Raw genomic sequence first — 17,780 nt, 5'->3', positions numbered from 1 at the left:
GCGGGCCGGGCCGGAGCGGGGTCAGCCCGGCGGGGCGAACAGGTCGTTCTGGGCCGCGTCGCGGGCGGCGAGGACCGCGCCGCGCAGGACCGCCCGGCCGCCGACCGCACCGGCCCGTACGTCGGTGGGCAGCGGGGAGAGCCGGGCCAGCCGGGCGGCGACCCGGTCGGCCAGCGCGGCGCCGCCGGCCAGCCCGATCTCGCCGCCGAGGACGACGCAGCCGGGGTCGAGCACCGCGCAGACGGCCGCCGCGCCCAGGGCGACCCGGGCGGCCAGGGCGTCGAGGAAGGCGGCTCCCGCTTCGCCGGCGCCGCGCTCCTCGGCGGTGACGGCGGCGCGGACCAGGGCCTCGGCGGGCGGGGCGTCGGCGGGGCCGGCGGCGCCCCGCCGGCCGGCCGGTTCGCCGGGCGGGGCAAAGAGGCCGTGCTCCGCCGCGAGGGCGCAGATCGCCGCGGAGCCGGCGAGGGAGTGGAAGCCGCCGTCGCAGCCGGTGGCGGAGGGCAGGGCGCCGGTGCCGGGGACGGGGAGGAAGCCGATCTCGCCGGTGCCGCCCGAGGCGCCGCGCCGCAGCGCGCCGTCCAGGACGACCGCGGCGCCGGTGCCGTGGCCGAGCCAGAGCAGGACGAAGGTGTGGTGGTCGTGGGCCGCGCCCTCGCGCTGTTCGGCGAGGGCGGCGAGGTTGACCTCGTTCTCCAGCAGGACCGGGGCGGCCGTCCGGGTGCGCAGTTCGCCGACCAGGGTGGCGTGCCAGGACGGGATCCGGTCGGTGCCGCCGAACCGTCCGGTGGCGGGGTCGACCAGGCCGGGCGCGCCGACCGCGAGGGTGTGCGGCCGGTCGGCCCCGGCCGCGGCGAGGGCCTTGTCGAGCACGGCGAGGGCGGTGGCGACGGCCGCGTCGGGGGTGTCGTCCGGGCCGACCGGGGCGGTGCGTTCGGCGCGTACCCGGCCCAGGAGGTCGGCGACCGCGACCGTGACGCCGTGGGTGCGCAGGTCGAGGCCGACGAGGTGGGCCCGTTCGGCGACGATGCCGTAGAGGCGGGCGTTGGGTCCGCGCCGCTGTGCGCCGCTCTCCCCGACGACGGTGATCAGTCCGGCCTGCTGGAGGCGTTCGACGAGGTCGGCGACGGTCGGCCGGGACAGTCCGGTCAGCGTCTTGAGCTGACCGGCCGTCAACGGGCCCTCGGACTGGAGGAGTTGCAGCGCCAACCGGTCGTTGATCAGCCGGGCGGTGGCCGGGGAGGCGGTGCGGCCGGCGGCTGCCGTGCGCGGTGGATGCATGGCGGGATTCTTCCATCCGGTCGGGTCAACGCCCTTATTATCAGGCAGGGTTCCTGATAATTTACCGCCCATGGCTGGCACCGGCGCCCCCGACGGCCCCCTCCCCCTCGTCCCCCCGCTCCCCCAGGACCGGCTGCGCCGCGCCCGTCGGTCCGTCGCGCTGGTCTTCCTCGTCCACGGCTCGGTCACCGGCAACTTCGCCACCCGCATCCCCTGGATCCAGGACCACACCGGCATCTCCCCCGGCCAACTCGGCCTGGCCCTCGCCTTCCCGGCGATCGGCGCGTCGCTGGCCATGCCGCTGGCCGGCCGGATCAGCCACCGCTTCGGCGCCCGGACGGCACTGCGCGCCCTGCTCGCGCTGTGGACCCTCTCGCTGGTCCTGCCCGCCCTCTCCCCCGGCCTGTACGCGCTCTGTCCGGCGCTGCTGGTGTACGGCGCGGCCTCCGGCATGGCGGACGTCGCGATGAACGCCCTCGGCGTGGAGACCGAGGACCGGCTCGGGCGGCCCATCATGTCGGGGCTGCACGGGATGTGGAGCGCGGGTGCCCTGCTCGGCTCGGGGGCCGGCACCCTCGCCGCACACGGCGGATGGGACGCCCGGCTCCATCTGGCCGCGGCCGCACTGGTGTTGACCCTGCTGGGCGCGGCCGCCTGCCAGGGCGTGCTGGACCTGCGCAGCGCCCCCGAGGAGCATCCGCCGCCGCGCTTCGCGCTGCCGCCGAAGCCGGCCGTGATCATCGGCGCCATCGGCTTCTGCGCGGTGTTCGCCGAGGGTGCCGGGCTGGACTGGTCGGCGGTCTACCTCCGCGACCGGCTGGGCACCGACGGGGGCCTGGCGGCCGCCTCGACCACCGCCTTCTCCTGCACCATGGCGGCCGCGCGGCTGGCCGGCGACAGGGTGGTGGCCCGCTTCGGCGCGGTGCGCACGGTACGGGCCGGGGGCGTGCTGGCGGCGGCCGGCGGGCTGCTGATCGTCGCGGCCCGCCATCCGGTGACGGCGATGGCCGGGTTCGGGCTGATCGGGCTGGGCATCGCGGTGGTGGTCCCGCTGGCCTTCGCGGCCGCCGGGCGCAGCGGTCCGGCGCCAAGCCAGGCGATCGCAGGGGTCGCCACGATCACCTACACGTCCGGGCTGATCGCCCCGTCCGCGATCGGCGGGATCGCCCAGGCGAGTTCGCTGACGGTGTCCTTCGCGCTGGTCACGGCGCTGGCCTGCGGTCTGGTCGCAGGCGCCCGGGTGCTGCGGGTCCCGTCCCGTACAGCTTCCGGCGGCGCGGCCGCGGTGGCGGGGGACCTGGAACGGTCCTGAGCCGGAGCCGTGCCGGCCGCGGTCCGCTCCGGGCCCGGGGGTCAGGCCGCGTCCGCCGCCGTCCCCGGCTCCGGCTCGTCCGTCTGCGGGCGGATCAGTTCCGCGGCGACCGCGCGGGCCCGGTCGGACCACGGCGTGGGGCGCAGGGTCGCGGAGTCGACCCGGACCAGGACGCGGTGGCCGTGGGCGTGGGTCTCGGTGCCGTCGGCCGAGCAGAGCCGGAAGCCGTAGGTCAGGCCGGTGCGGCCGAGGCGTTCGACCCACAGGTGGGCGGCGTAGTGGCCGGGCCGGGTGACCGGGCGCTCGTAGGAGACCCGCATCTCCTTGATGACGTTGCACATGTCGCCGGCCGCGGCCCAGTCGCCGTCGAAACCGAAGCCCCGGCCGTGCCAGTACTCCGCCCAGGCGCGTTCCACCAGCAGCGGGTAGCGGGAGTTGTGGAGCATGCCCAGCGCGTCGAGGTCGTCGAAGTGGACGGTGACGGGGACGAGCCGGCCGTACGGGAGGGTGGCGGCGGCCGGAAGGGATTCGACGGTCACGGACGGGGCTCCTGGTGCTGTTGCGGACATGCCCCGCCATCGTAAGCGACTGCTCAGTACGCACCGCCCGCCGGGTGCCCGCGGCCCCGGCCACCTCGCGCCGTGACGCGGCTCACTCCCGCGTCCGGAAGCGGGTCAGGGCGGCTGCCACGGCCCCGGCGAGCAGCACCACGAGCCAGCAGCCGGCGACCAGGAACGGGTGCTGACCGGGGAAGGACGAGCCGGCCTGGACCGGGTTGCCCCACAGATGGCGGATGGCGTCGGCCACCGCGGTGACCGGGTTCCACGCCACCACCGGGCGGAGCCAGCCGGGCATGGCGGACGCCGAGAACACCGCGTCCGAGAGGAAGGTGCAGACGACCAGGCCGAGTGCCGCGATCGAGTCGACGGACTCGATGTTGCTCACGGTCATCCCCAGTGCGATGCCCACCCACACGGTGGCGAGGATGAACAGGGCGGCGACACCGAACCCGGCGAGGACCGACAGCGGGTCACCGTGGACCCGCCATCCGATGGCCAGGCCGACCAGGCTGATCACCACCAGGGCCCCGAGCCCGATCAGCAGGTCGCCCAGCGCGTGCGCGGTCAGCACCGCCGCCCGGGAGATGGGCAGCGACCGGAAGCGGTCCATGAGTCCGGCCCGCCGGTCCAGGGCGACGCTGACCGCCGTGGGTCCCACGCCCGCCAGCCCGATCTGCGCGGTGACACCGGCCATCAGGTACTCCTGATAGGCACCGCCGTGCGGGGACACGATGGCGTTCTTGAACAGGTAGCCCACGGCGAGCAGCATCACCAGCGGGTTCATCACGAGCCCCACCGTGCGTCCGGGGGCCCGGCGGAGGTGGCGCAGGCGGCGGCCGGCCAGGGCGAGGGTCTCCCTGACGACGCCGGCGGCGGACGGTCCGGCGGGGGTGTCGACGGTGAGGGTGCTCATGCCTGCCTTCCCGGGCGCCGCGACGTGAGCCGGCGCAGGTCGTCGTCGATGATCTTCCCGATCGCCGCTTGGGGCCCGGGGTGCATCAGGTACTCGTGCGCGTGCGGTACGTCGTGTCGGTGCACCGCGCCGGTCAGGTGCCGCCGCCAGCGCCGGACGGAGTGCGTGGTGGCGGTGGCGGTACGGTTCGCGGCGGCGACCACCAGCGTCATCCCGCCCTGGTGCCGGCCGGGCCGGAAGCGGGCCGCCAGGTCGGCGTGGTGCCGCATGGTGGCCATCAGCCGCTCGACGTCCTCGGTGGCGAGCCGGGCGAACGTCCCCCCGTGCCGGCGCAGGGTCCGCGCGACGGACTCGGCGCCGCCGTCGGCCGCCGCGGCCGCGTCCTCGTGCCCGAGGTACTCCAGGAAGCGCACCAGGAGTTCCCGGTCGCCGGGCAGGGGGCCGTCGTGGGCGGGATCGTGCGGGTAGGCGTCGAGGTTGGCCAGGTACGCCACGCGTTCCCCGCCGTCCCGGAGCCGGACGGCCAGGTGGTGGGCGAGCAGTCCGCCGTAGGACCAGCCCATCAGGTGGTAGGGGCCCGCGGGCTGGATCCGCCGGATCAGCCCGAGGTACTCCTCGGCCTGCGCCTCCAGGGTGGCCGGCGGGTCGCCGCCGCTCGCCTGCGGCGCCTGGAGGCCGTACAGCGGGCGCGCCGGGTCGATGTGGGCTGCCAGACCGAGGTACGGAAGGCTCAGTCCCAGCCCGCCGTGGAGGCACCACAGAGGCGGCAGTTCACCGGTGGGCCGGATGGGCAGCAGGGGGGCGAACGGGTCCAGGGAGCCCTCGTCCAGCCCGCCGGCCGTCCACTGCTCCTCCAGGTGCCGGACGGTGGTGCGGCCCGGGGCCGTCCGGCGGCGGTGGGCCAGCGCGGCCAGGGCGGCGACGGTGCGTTCGGTGAAGACCTCCGCGACGGCGATCCGCAGGCCGTCCTTGGCCAGGTGGGAGACCAGTTGGACGCTGCCGATGCTGTTGCCGCCGAGCTCGAAGAAGTCGTCCTCGGCGCCGACCCCGTCCGCCCCGAGCACCTCGGCGAAGGCGTCGGCGACCAGCCGTTCGGGCCCGGTCGCGGGCGGCCGGGACGGTGTGCCGCGCCGCTCGGGCACCGGCAGCGCGGCGACGTCCAGCTTTCCGTGCGCGGTCAACGGCAGCTCGGGCAAGGCCAGCAGGGCCGCGGGCACCATGTGGCCGGGCAGCTTGCGGGCCAGCGCGGCACGCAGCGCCGCGACATCGGGCGCGGCCCCGGCCTCGGGCACCAGGTAGCCGACGAGCCGCAGGTCCCCGGGGCGTTCCTCGCGCGCGACGACGGCCGCCTGGGCCACCCCGGGCTCGTCGGTCAACGCGCTCTCGATCTCGCCGGGTTCGACCCGGAAGCCGCGGATCTTGACCTGCTGGTCGGCCCGGCCCACGTAGTCCAGGTTGCCGTCGGCCAGCCACCGCACGAGGTCTCCGGTGCGGTACATGCGGGACCCGGGGGCGCCGAAGGGGTCGGCGACGAAGCGTCCCGCGGTCAGCTCCGGGCGGTTGAGGTAGCCCACCGCGAGGCCCGTGCCGCCCACGTAGAGCTCTCCGGTGACGCCGGCCGGAACCGGGGACAGCGCGTCGTCGAGGACGTAGAGCCGGTGCCCGGCGACGGGGCGGCCGATGGGTGGGCGGCCCTTGTCGAGCCGGTCGCTGATGGTGCAGCAGACGGTGGTCTCGGTCGGGCCGAAGGCGTTGACCATCCGGGCCTGCCCCGACCGGCGCTCGACGAGCTCCGGCGGGCAGGCCGAGCCGGCGACCGCCAGCAGCATGTCCGGGGGCAGCCGGACGTCCGGCGGGAGGGAGGCGACCACCACCGGCGGCAGCACCGCGAGGTTGACCGCGTGCCGGTGCATCGTGTCGGCCAGCGGCTCCCCGGCCCGCCGGTCGTCGTCGGCCTGGACCAGCGTGCCGCCGCTGAACAGCGACACGCACAGTTCCCACACGGCCGCGTCGAAGCCGAAGGACGCGAACTGCAGGGCCCTGGTGTGGGGTCCGAGCCCGAGCCGTGCCCGGTGGTCGCGGGCCAGGTCGGCGGCCGTGGCGTGGCGGACGGCGACGCCCTTGGGCCGCCCGGTGGAACCGGAGGTGTAGATCACGTAGGCGAGGTCGGCGGGGGTGAGCGGCCGGGTGCGCTCGTCGTCGGTCAGCGGCCCGGAGGGGCGCGCGGCGACGGACTCCGCGGTCGCGGCGTCGTCGAGCAGCACGGTCCGGTCCGCCGCCACCGCGTCGCCGGGCAGCGCGCCCGACGCCCGGACCGCGGTGCAGGTGACCAGGAGCGTCGGCCGGGCGTCGGTCAGCATCTGGGTGATCCGCGCGGTGGGGTAGGCGGGGTCGACCGGGAGGTAGGCCGCGCCGGTCTTGAGCACCGCGAGCAGCGCGACGACCAGGTCGGCCGAGCGGGGCAGCGCCAGGGCGACCAGGGAGCCCGGGCCGGCGCCGAGGTCCCGCAGGTGGCGGGCGAACCGGCCGGCCCGCGCGTCCAGTTCGCGGTAGCTCAGCCGGTCCCGGTCGGAGACGAACGCAAGGTGGCCGGGCTGTTGCCGCGCCCACTGCTCGAACAGGGCCGGCAGGGTGACGGGCGGGGGCGCGGGCCACCGCCGGTCGGCGCTCCACCGGTCGAGGATCTGCCGGCGTTCGCCGGGCGCCAGGACCGCGAGGGCGCTGAGCCGTTCCGTGGGCCGGGTGACCGCGGCGGTCAGCAGCCGGACGAAGCGCTCCGCGAGCCGCCGGGCGGTGGGGCGGGTGTACAGGTCGGTGGCGAACTCCAGCCGGCCGGTGAGGCCCGCCGGTCCGTCGGCGTCGTGCTGCTCGGCGATCTCGAAGGCGAGGTCGAACTTGACGCCGAGGCCCACCTCCACCGGGGCGCACTCCAGCCCGTCCAGCAAGAACCGGGGCCGTGCGGTGTTCTGGAGGATCAGCATGACCTGGAACAGGGACTGGCGCGCCAGGGAGCGGGTCGGGCCCAGCGCCTCCACCAGGCGTTCGAACGGCAGGTCCTGGTGCGCGTAGGCACCGAGGTCCGTCTCCCTGACCCGGTGCAGCAGTTCGGCGAAGGTCGGGTCGCCGCCGGTGTCGGTGCGCAGGACAAGGGTGTTGACGAAGAAGCCGACCAGGTCGTGCAGGGCGGCGTCGGTGCGGCCCGCCACGGGGGTGCCGAGCGGGATGTCGGTGCCGGCCCCCAGCTTGGTGAGCAGGACGGCGAGGGCGGCCTGGAGCACCATGAAGGGGCTGACGCCGGCGGCGACCGCCAGCGCGGCCAGCCGGCGGTGGGTCTCGGCGGGCACGGTGAAGCCGACCGCGTCACCGGCGTGCCCGGCCACCTGCGGCCGGCGGTGGTCGGTGGGCAGTTCCAGTTCCTCGGGCATCCCGCGCAGGGTGCGCATCCAGTAGGCGAGTTGCCGGTTCTGGAGGCCGGCTGGGTCGTCCTCGGCGCCGAGCAGGCGCCGCTGCCACAGCGTGAAGTCGGCGTAGGTGACCGCAAGCTCGGGGAGCTCGGGGGCGCGTCCGGCGCGACGTGCCCGGTACGCCCGGGTGAGTTCGCCGGCCAGGACCTCCAGCGACCAGCCGTCGACGGCGATGTGGTGCAGCACGAGCAGCAGCACGTGCTCGGTGGGGCCGAGCCGGAACAGCCGTGCGCGCAGGGGGAGTTCGCAGGTCAGGTCGAAGCCGGCCGCGCACTCGGCCGCCAGGTGGGCGGTCAGCTCCCGCTCGCCTCCGGTCACCTCGTGCCGCGGCAGGTCCGGCCGGGCTCCGTCGGCGTCCACCACCACCTGGCCGGGGACGCCGGCCAGCTCGGGGTAGAGGGTGCGGAGCACCTCGTGGCGGTCGGTGAGGTCGCCCAGCGCCGCGCGCAGCGCGTCGGTGTCCAGCGCGCCGGTGAGGCGGACCGCGGACGCCACGTGGTAGGCGCCGCCGCCGGGGGTGAGGCGGTTGAGGAACCACAGCCGCTGCTGCATGTGCGACAGCGGCACGAAGGACGGCCGCTTCTGCGGGCGCAGCGGTTCCCGGGCGGCCGGGGCGGCGTCGAGGTGGGCGGCCAGGGCCGCCGGGGTGCGGTGGTCGAAGAGGGCGCGCACCGACAGTTCGGCCCCGAGCGCGGCGCGGACCCTGCTGACCAGCCGGGTCGCCAGGAGGGAGTGGCCGCCCAGGACGAAGAAGTCGTCGTCCGGGCCGACGTCGGCGCAGCCCAGGGCATCGGCGAACAGGCCCCGCAGGATGTCCAGCGCGGGGGTGCCCACGGCCGGGAGCGGTCGGGCCGGGGCGGCGGCCGGCGGCTCCGGGAGCCGGGCGCGGTCGACCTTGCCGCTGGGACCGAGCGGCAGCCGGTCCAGGCGGACGAAGGCGGCCGGGACCATGGAGGAGGGCAGCGCGGCGGCCACCCGTTCGCGGATCCGCGCGGTGTCCGGGTCCGGTTCCGCGGTGACGAGGTAGGCGACCAGCCGTACGTCGTCCTCCCCGTACGTGCGGGGCACCACCACGGCGTGGGTCACGCCGGGCTGTCCGACGAGGGCGGCCTCGATCTCGCCGGGCTCGATGCGGTGGCCGCGGACCTTGATCTGGTGGTCGGTCCGGCCCAGGTACTCCAGCTGCCCGTCGGCGTCCCAGCGGGCCAGGTCGCCGGTGCGGTACATGCGGGTGCCGGGGGCGCCGTGCGGGTCGGCGACGAAGCGTTCGGCGGTCAGCGCGGGGCGTCCGAGGTAGCCGTCGGCCAGCTGGGCCCCGGCCAGGTAGAGCTCGCCCACCACGCCGGGCGGCACCGGTCGCAGCGCCGCGTCCAGGACGTAGCCGCGGGTGTTGGCCAGCGGGGTGCCGATGGGCGGGGTGCGGTCGACCGGCGCCCGGACCTCGTGGGCGGTGACGTAGACGGTGGCCTCGGTGGGCCCGTAGAAGTTCAGGAGCGATCCGGCGTGCCGGAGCAGGCCCGCCGCGAGGGGCGCGCTCAGTGCCTCGCCGCCGGACAGCAGGCGCAGTCCGGCCAGGCAGCCGGGCTGCGAGGTCAGCAGCGCCTGCAACTGGCTGGGGGTGGCCTGCAGGACGGTCGCGCCGTGGGTCCGCACCGCCGCCGCGAGGGCCGCGGGATCGCGGGTGGTGGCCCGGTCGGCGAGGACCAGCCCGGTGCCGGTCAGCAGCGGCAGGAAGAGCTCCAGCAGGGCGATGTCGAAGCCGAAGGTGGTGGTCGCCAGGGTGCGGTCACCGGGGGTCAGGGCCACCCGGTGGCGGGCGTCGTCGAGGAAGTTGGCGAGGGCGCCGTGCGGCACCACGACGCCCTTCGGCCGGCCCGTCGAGCCCGAGGTGTACAGGAGGTAGGCGGGCAGGCCGGGGCGGAGCGGGCCGCCCCGCTCGGCGTCGGTGAGGTCGCCGGCGGCGAGGGCGTCCAGCAGGTCGTCGACGGCGGGCCGGTCCAGCAGGACGGTGGGGCCCGCCCAGCCGATGGCGGCGGCCTCGGCGGCGGCGCTCAGCAGCACGGCGGGGCGGGCGTCGTCCAGCATGTACCGGATGCGGGCGCGCGGGTGGTCGGGATCGACCGCGAGGAACGCGCCGCCGGCCTTGAGCACGGCGAGCGCGGCGACCAGGAGGTCGCCGGTGCGCGGCAGCGCCACCGCGACGACGGACCCCGGCCCGACACCGCGGCCCCGCAGAAGCCGGGCGAGCCGGTTGGCGCGGCCCTCCAGCGCGCCCGCGGTCAGCGTCCCGTGGTCGCTCTCCACGGCGACCCGGTCCGGGTCCTCGGCGGCCCGCCGGGCGAGGGCCTCGGGCAGGAGCCGTCCGGGGGCGGGGCGGGCGGTGTCGTTGAACCCGGCCAGTACGAGCTCCCGTTCCCCGGGCACGAGGAGGTCGAGGCGGCCGGCCGGTTCGGCGGCGACGTCGGGGAGGCGTTCCAGCAGCCGGGTCGCCCGGTCCAGCAGCCGGCGGGCGGCCGGCCCGGGGAAGAGTCCGGGGTGGTGCTGCAGACGCAGTTCGAGGCCGTCGCCGGGGAGGACGACCAGGCTCAGCGGGAACTCGGTGTCGTTGCGGATCTCGGAGCCGAGCAGGCGCAGTCCGGTCAGTTCGGTGAAGGCGTCCTCGCCGGTCCGCGGGTAGTTCTGGAACAGCACCGCGGTGTCCAGCAGCCGTGCGCCCCCGGCGAGTTGCTGGATGTCGACGAGTCCGAGGTGCCGGTGCGGCAGCAGGTCCGCCTGCTGTGCCATGAAGGCGGTGAACAGGTCGGTCAGGGAGCGGGCCGGGTCGATCCGCAGCCGGGCGGGCAGGGTGTTGGCGAACATCCCGACCATGGATTCCACGCCGGGCAGTTCGGCCGGCCGGCCGGAGTCCACCACCCCGAAGGTGACGTCCGCACGGCCGGTGAGCTGGCCGACGAGGAGTCCCCAACCGCCCTGGACCACGGTGCCGGTGGTCAGCTGGTGGCCGCGCGCCCAGCCGGCCAGGCGTGCGGCGGCCCGTGGCGACAGGTGGCCGCGCACGGTGTGCGGGACGACCGCGGTGCGGCCCGGGTCGTCCGGTGCGACCAGGGACGGTTCGGTCAGCCCCGACAGCGCCGCGCGCCACGCCTCCCGGGCCGCCGGCCCGTCCTGGCGGGCCAGCCAGGCCAGGTGGTCCCGGTAGCCGGTGCCCGCAGGTACGGCGGTGCCGGGCGCGGCGGCGTAGTCCTCGAAGAGGCCGGACAGCAGCAGCGGCATGGACCAGCCGTCCACCACGATGTGGTGCGCCGTGAGCAGGAAGCGGTGCAGGCCGTCGGCGCGGCGGACGAGGGTGCAGCGCAGCAGCGGCGGGCGGGTGAGGTCGAAGCGTGCGGTCCGGTCGGCCTCGGTGATCCGCGCCAGTTCCGCGGTCCGCTCGTCGGGCGGCAGGTGGCCGAGGTCGAGCGAGGTCCAGTGCAGCGGCACGGCGGCGGGCACCACCTGCACCGGTTCGCCCGACCTGCGGGTGCGGAAGCAGGCCCGCAGGTTGGGGTGGCGTACGAACTGGGCGCGCACCGCGGAGCGCAGCCGGTCCTCGTCGAGGGGGCCGGCGAGGTCGGCCGTGAACTGCAGGACGTGGATGTCGGGGCCGTCCTGCACGAGGTCGGCGTGGAAGAGGAAGCTGCGCTGCAACGGCGACAGCGGCAGGAACTCACTGCCCGGCCGGCTCGCGGAAGTGGTCGCCATCATGACTCCAGCTCGGTGTCGAGTTCGGCCAACTCGCCTTCGAGTGCGGCGAGTTCGTCGCCGTCCAGGCCGAGCAGGTCCGCCGGGTCCGGGCCGGGCCGGGCGCCGGCCGGGGCGGGCTCCTCGGCGGGTCGCCGTGCGGCGGCGAGGGCGGCGGGGGTGCGCAGCCGGAAGACCTGCCCGGCGGTCAGCGGCAGCCCCTTCGCCCGGGCCCGGCCGACGACCTGGATCGCGCTGATCGAATCCCCGCCCAGCAGGAAGAAGTTGTCCTGCGGGCCGACCTGGTCGAGCCCCAGGACCTCCGCGAACAGTCCGCACAGGAGCTCCACCTCGGCGCCCCCGGCGACGGGGGCGGGTACGGCGTCGGAACGGTCCGTCCCGCCGTCGGACGACATGACACCGCCGTGCCGCAGCGCCTCCTCGTCGGGGCCCGGGACGTCCGGTCCGGCGAGGGGCCGGCCGGGGTGCTCCACCAACCCCAGGAGCAGCCGGTGGAACGCCGTGGCGAGCGCCTCGACGGCGGCCCGGTCCAGGACGTCGGGCGCGTGGTCGAAGCGGACCTCCATCCGGGTCCCGGTCCGCACCACGAGGCTGAGGGGGTGGTGCCGGGCGTCGCGGGCGCCCGCGCCGGCCACCCGCAGGCCCGCCGCGGCGGGCAGGTCGTCGGGGGCCACCGTCGGGAAGTTCTCGAAGACCAGGACCGTGTCGAAGGGTTCACCGGCCGCGGCGAGCGCCGGGTTGCCCCCGAGCATCTCGCCGAGCGCCAGGTGGTCGACGTCGCGCAGTGCGGACTGCTCCTTCTGCAACCGGTGCAGGAAGTCGGTGGCCGGCTCGTCCGGACGCAGCACGGCACGCACCGGGAGGGTGTTGAGGAACGGTCCGACGATGGACTCGACACCGGGCAGGGCGCCGGGGCGGGTGGAGACGGTGGAGCCGAACAGCACGTCGTCGCGTCCGGTCGTCCGGCTCAGCAGTGCCGCCCAGGCGCCCAGCAGGAGGGTGTTGACGGTGAGACCGTGCGCCGTCGCGAAGCCGGTGAGCGCGGCCGTCTCGGCCTCGGTCAGCAGCAGCGGCACCGATGCGGGCTCGACCGGTTCCCGGCCCGGCCCGGCCGCGCAGAGGTACACCGGCCCGGTGACGCCCTCCAGTGCCGACCGCCAGGCGGCCCGGGCCGCTTCCCGGTCCTGTGCGGCGAGGTGGGCCAGGTAGGTGCGGAACGGCACCGGGGCGGGCAGGTCCCGGGCGTCTCCGCCGTCGGCGTAGCAGGTCAGCAGTTCCCTGACGAGGACGGGCATGGACCAGCCGTCGACCAGGATGTGGTGCAGGGTCCAGATCAGCCGGTGCCGTCGGTCGTCGAGGCGGGCCAGTGTCCAGCGCATCAGGGGCGGGTGGGCGAGGTCGAAGTGGCGCTCCCGGTCGGCCGCGGCGAGGCGCGCCAGTTCCGCCGCGCGCTCCTCAGCGGACAGGGTGCGGCAGTCGGCCCGGGTGAGCGGCACGGTGACGCCCTCGCGCAGGACGGCGACCGGGTCGCCCGCGTCGCGGTAGCGGAAGCCCGCCGCCAGGTGGGGGTGCCGGTCGAGGAGGGCGGCCAGGGAGCGCTCCAGCGCCGCGGTGTCGAGCGGGCCGATGAGGTCGGCGGTGATCTGGAGGGTGTAGAGGTCGGGTCCGTCGCCGCGCAGCTGGGCCTGGAACAGCAGACCACGCTGGAAGGCGGTCAGCGGCAGCACGTCCGTCAGGGCGCCGGTGCTCTCCCGGGCCAGGGCGTCGGTCTCGTCCTGGGTCAGGGGGACCAGCGGGAAGTCCGACGGGGAGTGGCCGCCGGCGTCCGGCAGCGCGAGGTGGCGCACCACGGCCCGCAGCGCCTCGAACCAGCCCTCGGCGATCTCCTCGACGTCCGCGGCGGTCAGCACACCGTCGGCCCACAGCCACTCCGCGGCCAGCCGCGGTCCGGTCCCGAGGTCCTCGGTGACCGCGGTGACCGCCAGCGGGTGGCGCAGCGGCATGCCGGGGTGGACGCCGGTGCCGACCACCGCGTGCGCGCCGTCCACGGTCCACGGGCCGGCCGCACCGTCCGCGGTGAACCGCCCGAGGTAGTTGAAGCCGATGTCCGGGGTGCCGCCCGCCGCCAGCAACCGGGCGGTCTGCGGGTTGAGATGGCGCAGCAGGCCGTGGCCGAGGCCGCGGTCGGGCACCGCGCGCAGCTGCTCCTTGGTGCGCTTGACGACGGTGGCCAGGGCGGGCCCGGCGGCCCAGGCCTCGGCGGCGTCGAACTCCCCGGGGTCGAGCAGGACGGGGAAGACGGAGGTGAACCAGCCGACCGTGCGGGACAGATCGGCCGTGCCGTCGAGCTCCTCGCGTCCGTGGCCTTCGAGTTCGACCAGGACCCGCGGCCCCGCCTCCGGGTGGTGCCGGGACCGCCACCGGCCGACGGCCAGGGCGAGCGCGGCCAGCAGCAGGTCGTTGATCTCGCCGTGGAAGGCGGCGACGGCGGAGGTGAGCAGTGCGGTGGTGGTGTCCTCGGGCAGCTGCAGCCGCAGCCGGCCGGCCCGGCCGTAGGTGTCGCGGGCCGGGTCGAGGGGGCGCCGGCCGAGACCGGCGGCCGGGTCGGCGAGCTGCCGCTGCCAGTGGCCGAGTTCGGCGATCCGCCGGCCGGCGCGGGACTCGCGGGCCAGCAGCGACGCCCAGCGCCGGTAGGAGGTGGGCACCGGTGCCGGCGCCGGCGGCTCCCCGGCGTCGGCCGCCTCGCAGGCGGTGCGCAGGTCGGCGAGGAGGATGCGCCAGGAGACACCGTCGACGACCGTGTGGTGCGCCAGCAGCAGCAGACGGCCGGTGCCGTCCGGTCCGCGGCCGAGGAGCACCGCCTGGAGCATGACGCCGGCGCGCGGGTCGAGCCGGGTGCGGGCCGCTTCGGCCTGCGCCGCGACGGCCCGTTCGAGGGCGGCCGGGTCGGGCGGGGTGCCGTCCGCGGTGTGGACCAGGGTGGCGGCGTCGACCGTGCCGGGCTCCCCGGTGCGCAGCGTCCAGACGCCGGGCACCGGTTCGTGCAGCCGCAGCCGGAGCACGTCGTGCCGGTCGACGAGGGCCTGCAGGGCGGGGACCAGGCGGTCCGCGGTCAGCCCGGGGGGTGTGCGGAGGACCACGTACTGGCTGTACTGCGCCGCCGGGCCGTCGAGCGTGGTCAGGTCCTCGCAGAGCTGGGCGATGATCGGGGTGGGCTCGATGTCCCCCACGCCGTCGTCGGCCGCCGTGGTCCGGGGCGCGGTGCCCGCGGCGTCGCCCTCGTGCCCGCCCACGGGGTGGCGCGCGGCGAGGGCGGCGGGGGTGCGGTGGTCGAAGATCTCCCGGGGGGTGAGCGCCACCCCGCGGGCCCGCGCCCGGCTCACCACCTGGATCGCGGTGATGGAGTCGCCGCCGAGGGCGAAGAAGCCGTCGTCGACGTGGACCTCGGCGAGGTGCAGCACCTCGGCGAAGGTCTCGCAGAGCACCGTCTCGGCCCCCGGCCGCGGCCCGCGCCGCCGCCGGGTGACCGGGGCCGGGACGCCGGCGGGGTCGGGCAGTGCCCGGCGGTCCACCTTGCCGTGCGCGGTCAGCGGCATCCGGTCCAGCGCGACCCAGGCCGAGGGCACCATGTAGGCGGGGAGTGCCGAGGCGACCGCGTCGCGCACCGCGTCCGGGGGCAGGTCCGGCGCGACGACGTAGGCGATCAGACGGGTGTTGCCGGACGGGCCGGCGACCGCCCGCACCGCCGCGTCGGCCACCCCGTCGACGGCCCGCAGCGCGGCCTCCACCTCGCCCAGTTCGATCCGGTGTCCGCGCACCTTGACCTGGTGGTCCAGCCGCTCGACGAACTCCAGCTGGCCGTCAGGGCGGCGCACCACGCGGTCGCCGGTGCGGTACATCCGCGCGCCGCCCCCGGCGAACGGATCGGCGACGAACGAGGCGGCGGTCTTGACCGGGTCGGAGAGGTACCCGCGGCCCACCCCGGCGCCGCCCACGAAGAGTTCGCCGACCTGGCCCACCGGGACCGGGCGGAGGTCGCCGCCGAGCACGTGCAGCACGGTGTTGCGCACCGGCCGGCCGATGGGGACCCTGCTGCCCAGCTCCTGCCCCGGCCGCAGCACGGCGTGGGTCACGTCGTCCGAACACTCCGTGGGTCCATAGGCGTTGACCATCGGCACCCCGGCGATCCGCCACCACCGTGCGCACAGGTCGGCCGGGAGCGCCTCACCGGTGACCATCAGCCACCGGAGCGAGCCGGTGTCGGGGCCGGTGTCCGAGACCTGCCACAGGTCGAGCGCGGCGCGGAGCAGGGACGGGACGACCTCCAGCACCGTCACCGCATGGTCCGCGACCGTGCCGAACAGCGCCTCGGGGTCGGCCGCGACCTCGTGCGGGACGCTGTGCACCACGCCGCCGGCCAGCAGCGGGCCCAGCATCTGCCACACCGACACGTCGAAGGTCACCGGTGCGTTCCACACCACCGTGTCGGCGGGCCCGAGCCGGAGGTCCTCGATCTTGGCGAGGAGGTGGTTGAGCATCCCGCGGCGTTCGACGATCGCGCCCTTCGGCCGGCCGGTCGACCCCGAGGTGAAGATCACGTAGGCCGGGTCCCGCTCCTCGCCCAGCGGGGCGGACAGCGCGGTGGGCGGGGCCGCCGCGGTGAAGTCCCCGTCCGCCGCCAGCCGCCGCACCGGGTGGCCGGTCAGCGCGGCCACCTCGTCGGCCGGCGCGGTGCATCCGGGGCCGACGACCAGGTGGCCCACGCGGGCGTCGGTGAGCAGCCCGGCGGACCGGGCCGCCGGGGCCCGTACGTCCAGCGGCACCCAGGCGCCGCCGGCCTGGAGGACGGCCAGCACCGTGCCGAGGAAGACCGCGCCGGGCTCGGCCAGCACGCCCACGAGCGAGCCGGGGCCCACTCCGGCCCCGGTCAGGCGCCGCGCCGCCGCGTCGGCCCAGGACACCAACTGCCCGTAGGAGACCGTCAGTTCACCCTCCACCAGGGCGGTGGCCGCCGCGTCCCGGTCGGCGCGCTCACGTATCCGCTCCACCACGCCGCCCCGCACCGGGCCGGTGGTTCCGGTGCCGGCGGCGAGCAGCTCGGCGCGTTCGTCCTCGGTGACCATCTCCAGCCGGCCGAGGGGCGTGTGGGCCGGGGCCGACGCCAGCCGGCGCAGGAACGCCTCGAACCGGGCCAGGTGGCCCTGGATCTCCTCCGGCCGGTAGAGGGCGGGGTTGCCGTTCAGGTGGAGTTCCAGGCCGCCGCCGACGGAGTCCAGGACGGTGATCATCAGGTCGTCGACGATGCCGGTGGAGAGGTTGTGCAGCTCCGCCCGGCACGGGCCGAGGCGGATCTCCGGGTTCTGCGGCAGGACGTTGACGAACGGCCCGAACGGACGCCGGTCGCCCGCCGTCAGCCCCCTCGCCCGGCGCAGCCACTCGGCCGGGTAGCGCTGGTGCCGCAGCGAGCGGGCGAGGGTCCGGGAGGTCGCGGTGAGCAGCTCGGCCACCGTGGTCGAGGCGGGGATCCGGGCCGGGAACGGCAGGTAGTTGGCGACCATTCCGGGGACCGTGCGGGCGAGCGCGGACTGCCGCGCGGTCACCGGGAGGGTCAGCAGCACCTCGGGGTTGCCGGTGGCCTTGGCGACGTACCCGGCCGTGGCGGCGATGGCGAAGGTCGGCCAGGTCACCCCGGCGTCCGCCGCCGCGGCGCGCCAGGTGGCCGCGGCGGCGGCGTCGACGGTGCGGGTGACCCGCAGGAACGCGGTGCCGGGGGCGGGTCCCTCGGTGGCGAGGCTGGTCGGTTCGGCGTCCTGCGGCAGGTGGCGCTCCCAGAAGAGCCGGTCGCGCTCGACCGCGGGCGAGGCCAGGTACTCCGCCTCGGCGTCCAGCAGTACCCGCAACGGGGGCAGCGGTGTCCCCGCCGGGCTGCTCGGGTCGGCGGACGGGCCGCCGTAGACCTCGCTGAGCCTGCGGTAGACCGCGAGCCGGCTGTAGCCGTCGGCGAGCAGATGGTGCATGGCCAGGTGGAACAGGTGGCGGTCGGCGGCGACCCGCACCAGGGTCATCCGGAACAGCAGGCTTCCGGTGAGCCGGAAGGGCCGGTGCAGGTCCTCGTCGAAGAGCCGCAGGGCCTCGGCGACCGGGTCGGCTCCGCCGCTGAGGTCCAGCTGCCGCAGCGGCAGTTCGCCGAGCGGCCGGACGTGCTGGACGGGGACGCCGTCCGTCTCGGAGAACCGCGCCCTGGTGCACTCGGCCTCGTCCAGCACCGTCTCCAGCGCCCGGCGCAGCAGGGCCGGGTCGAGCGGGCCGGAGATGTCGAGGTAGTCGGCCATGTTGTAGGCCGGCCGCCCCTGCGAGAGCCGCTCGTCGAACCAGATGCCGGACTGGGCGCCCGTCAACGGCAGGGCGGTGTCGGCGGGTGGGGTCATGGAGTCTCCTGGACGCGTCACGGTGGGAGGGCGGGACCGCTGCCACGGGGGCGCCGGCGAGGTGGGAGCGGGGGGACGGCGGGC

General features: G+C 76.3%; 6 protein-coding genes. 1 reads left to right on the top strand and 5 read right to left on the bottom strand.

Annotated elements, in window-relative coordinates; all coding sequences use genetic code 11:
• Positions 1-21: 21 nt before the first annotated feature.
• Positions 22-1,278, bottom strand: coding sequence for an ROK family transcriptional regulator (locus tag AB0G35_RS09375; RefSeq protein WP_360946292.1), 1,257 nt, complete (start codon positions 1,276-1,278; stop codon positions 22-24).
• A gap of 70 nt (positions 1,279-1,348) precedes the next feature.
• Between AB0G35_RS09375 and AB0G35_RS09370 the strand changes: the two genes are divergently transcribed.
• On the top strand, positions 1,349-2,590 hold the full coding sequence (locus AB0G35_RS09370) for an MFS transporter (RefSeq protein ID WP_360946289.1): 1,242 nt from the start codon (positions 1,349-1,351) through the stop codon (positions 2,588-2,590).
• A 41-nt stretch (positions 2,591-2,631) separates the two neighbouring features.
• Here AB0G35_RS09370 and AB0G35_RS09365 read toward each other — a convergent pair whose 3' ends face one another.
• From AB0G35_RS09365 to AB0G35_RS09350, 4 genes are all read right to left on the bottom strand, one after another.
• Positions 2,632-3,129: an acyl-CoA thioesterase gene (locus tag AB0G35_RS09365; protein ID WP_360946286.1), complete on the bottom strand. Its 498-nt coding sequence runs from the start codon at positions 3,127-3,129 to the stop codon at positions 2,632-2,634.
• Positions 3,130-3,241: 112 nt separating this feature from the next.
• Positions 3,242-4,063, bottom strand: a complete 822-nt coding sequence (locus AB0G35_RS09360; protein ID WP_360946283.1) for an ABC transporter permease — start codon at positions 4,061-4,063, stop codon at positions 3,242-3,244.
• The gene (locus AB0G35_RS09355) at positions 4,060-11,268 is read right to left on the bottom strand and encodes an amino acid adenylation domain-containing protein (protein ID WP_360946280.1); all 7,209 of its coding nucleotides are present in this window, start codon (positions 11,266-11,268) and stop codon (positions 4,060-4,062) included. The genes AB0G35_RS09360 and AB0G35_RS09355 overlap by 4 nt, the downstream gene beginning before the upstream one ends.
• Entirely contained in the window at positions 11,268-17,696 is a 6,429-nt protein-coding gene (locus tag AB0G35_RS09350; protein WP_360946277.1) for an amino acid adenylation domain-containing protein, read from the bottom strand. The genes AB0G35_RS09355 and AB0G35_RS09350 overlap by 1 nt, the downstream gene beginning before the upstream one ends.
• Positions 17,697-17,780: the final 84 nt, after the last annotated feature.

Source organism: Streptomyces sp. NPDC021749 (assembly GCF_040640655.1).
In the GTDB taxonomy this organism is placed as follows: Bacteria; Actinomycetota; Actinomycetes; order Streptomycetales; family Streptomycetaceae; genus Streptomyces.
Note: the sequence above shows the minus strand (reverse complement) of the source record. Positions and strands in the feature narration are given on the sequence as shown.

Coding starts and splice junctions, on each gene's coding strand:
- AB0G35_RS09375 (WP_360946292.1), bottom strand. CDS start 1,278: ATGCATCCACCGCGCACGGCAGCCGCCGGCCGCACCGCCTCCCCGGCC.
- AB0G35_RS09370 (WP_360946289.1), top strand. CDS start 1,349: ATGGCTGGCACCGGCGCCCCCGACGGCCCCCTCCCCCTCGTCCCCCCG.
- AB0G35_RS09360 (WP_360946283.1), bottom strand. CDS start 4,063: ATGAGCACCCTCACCGTCGACACCCCCGCCGGACCGTCCGCCGCCGGC.
- AB0G35_RS09355 (WP_360946280.1), bottom strand. CDS start 11,268: ATGGCGACCACTTCCGCGAGCCGGCCGGGCAGTGAGTTCCTGCCGCTG.
- AB0G35_RS09350 (WP_360946277.1), bottom strand. CDS start 17,696: ATGACCCCACCCGCCGACACCGCCCTGCCGTTGACGGGCGCCCAGTCC.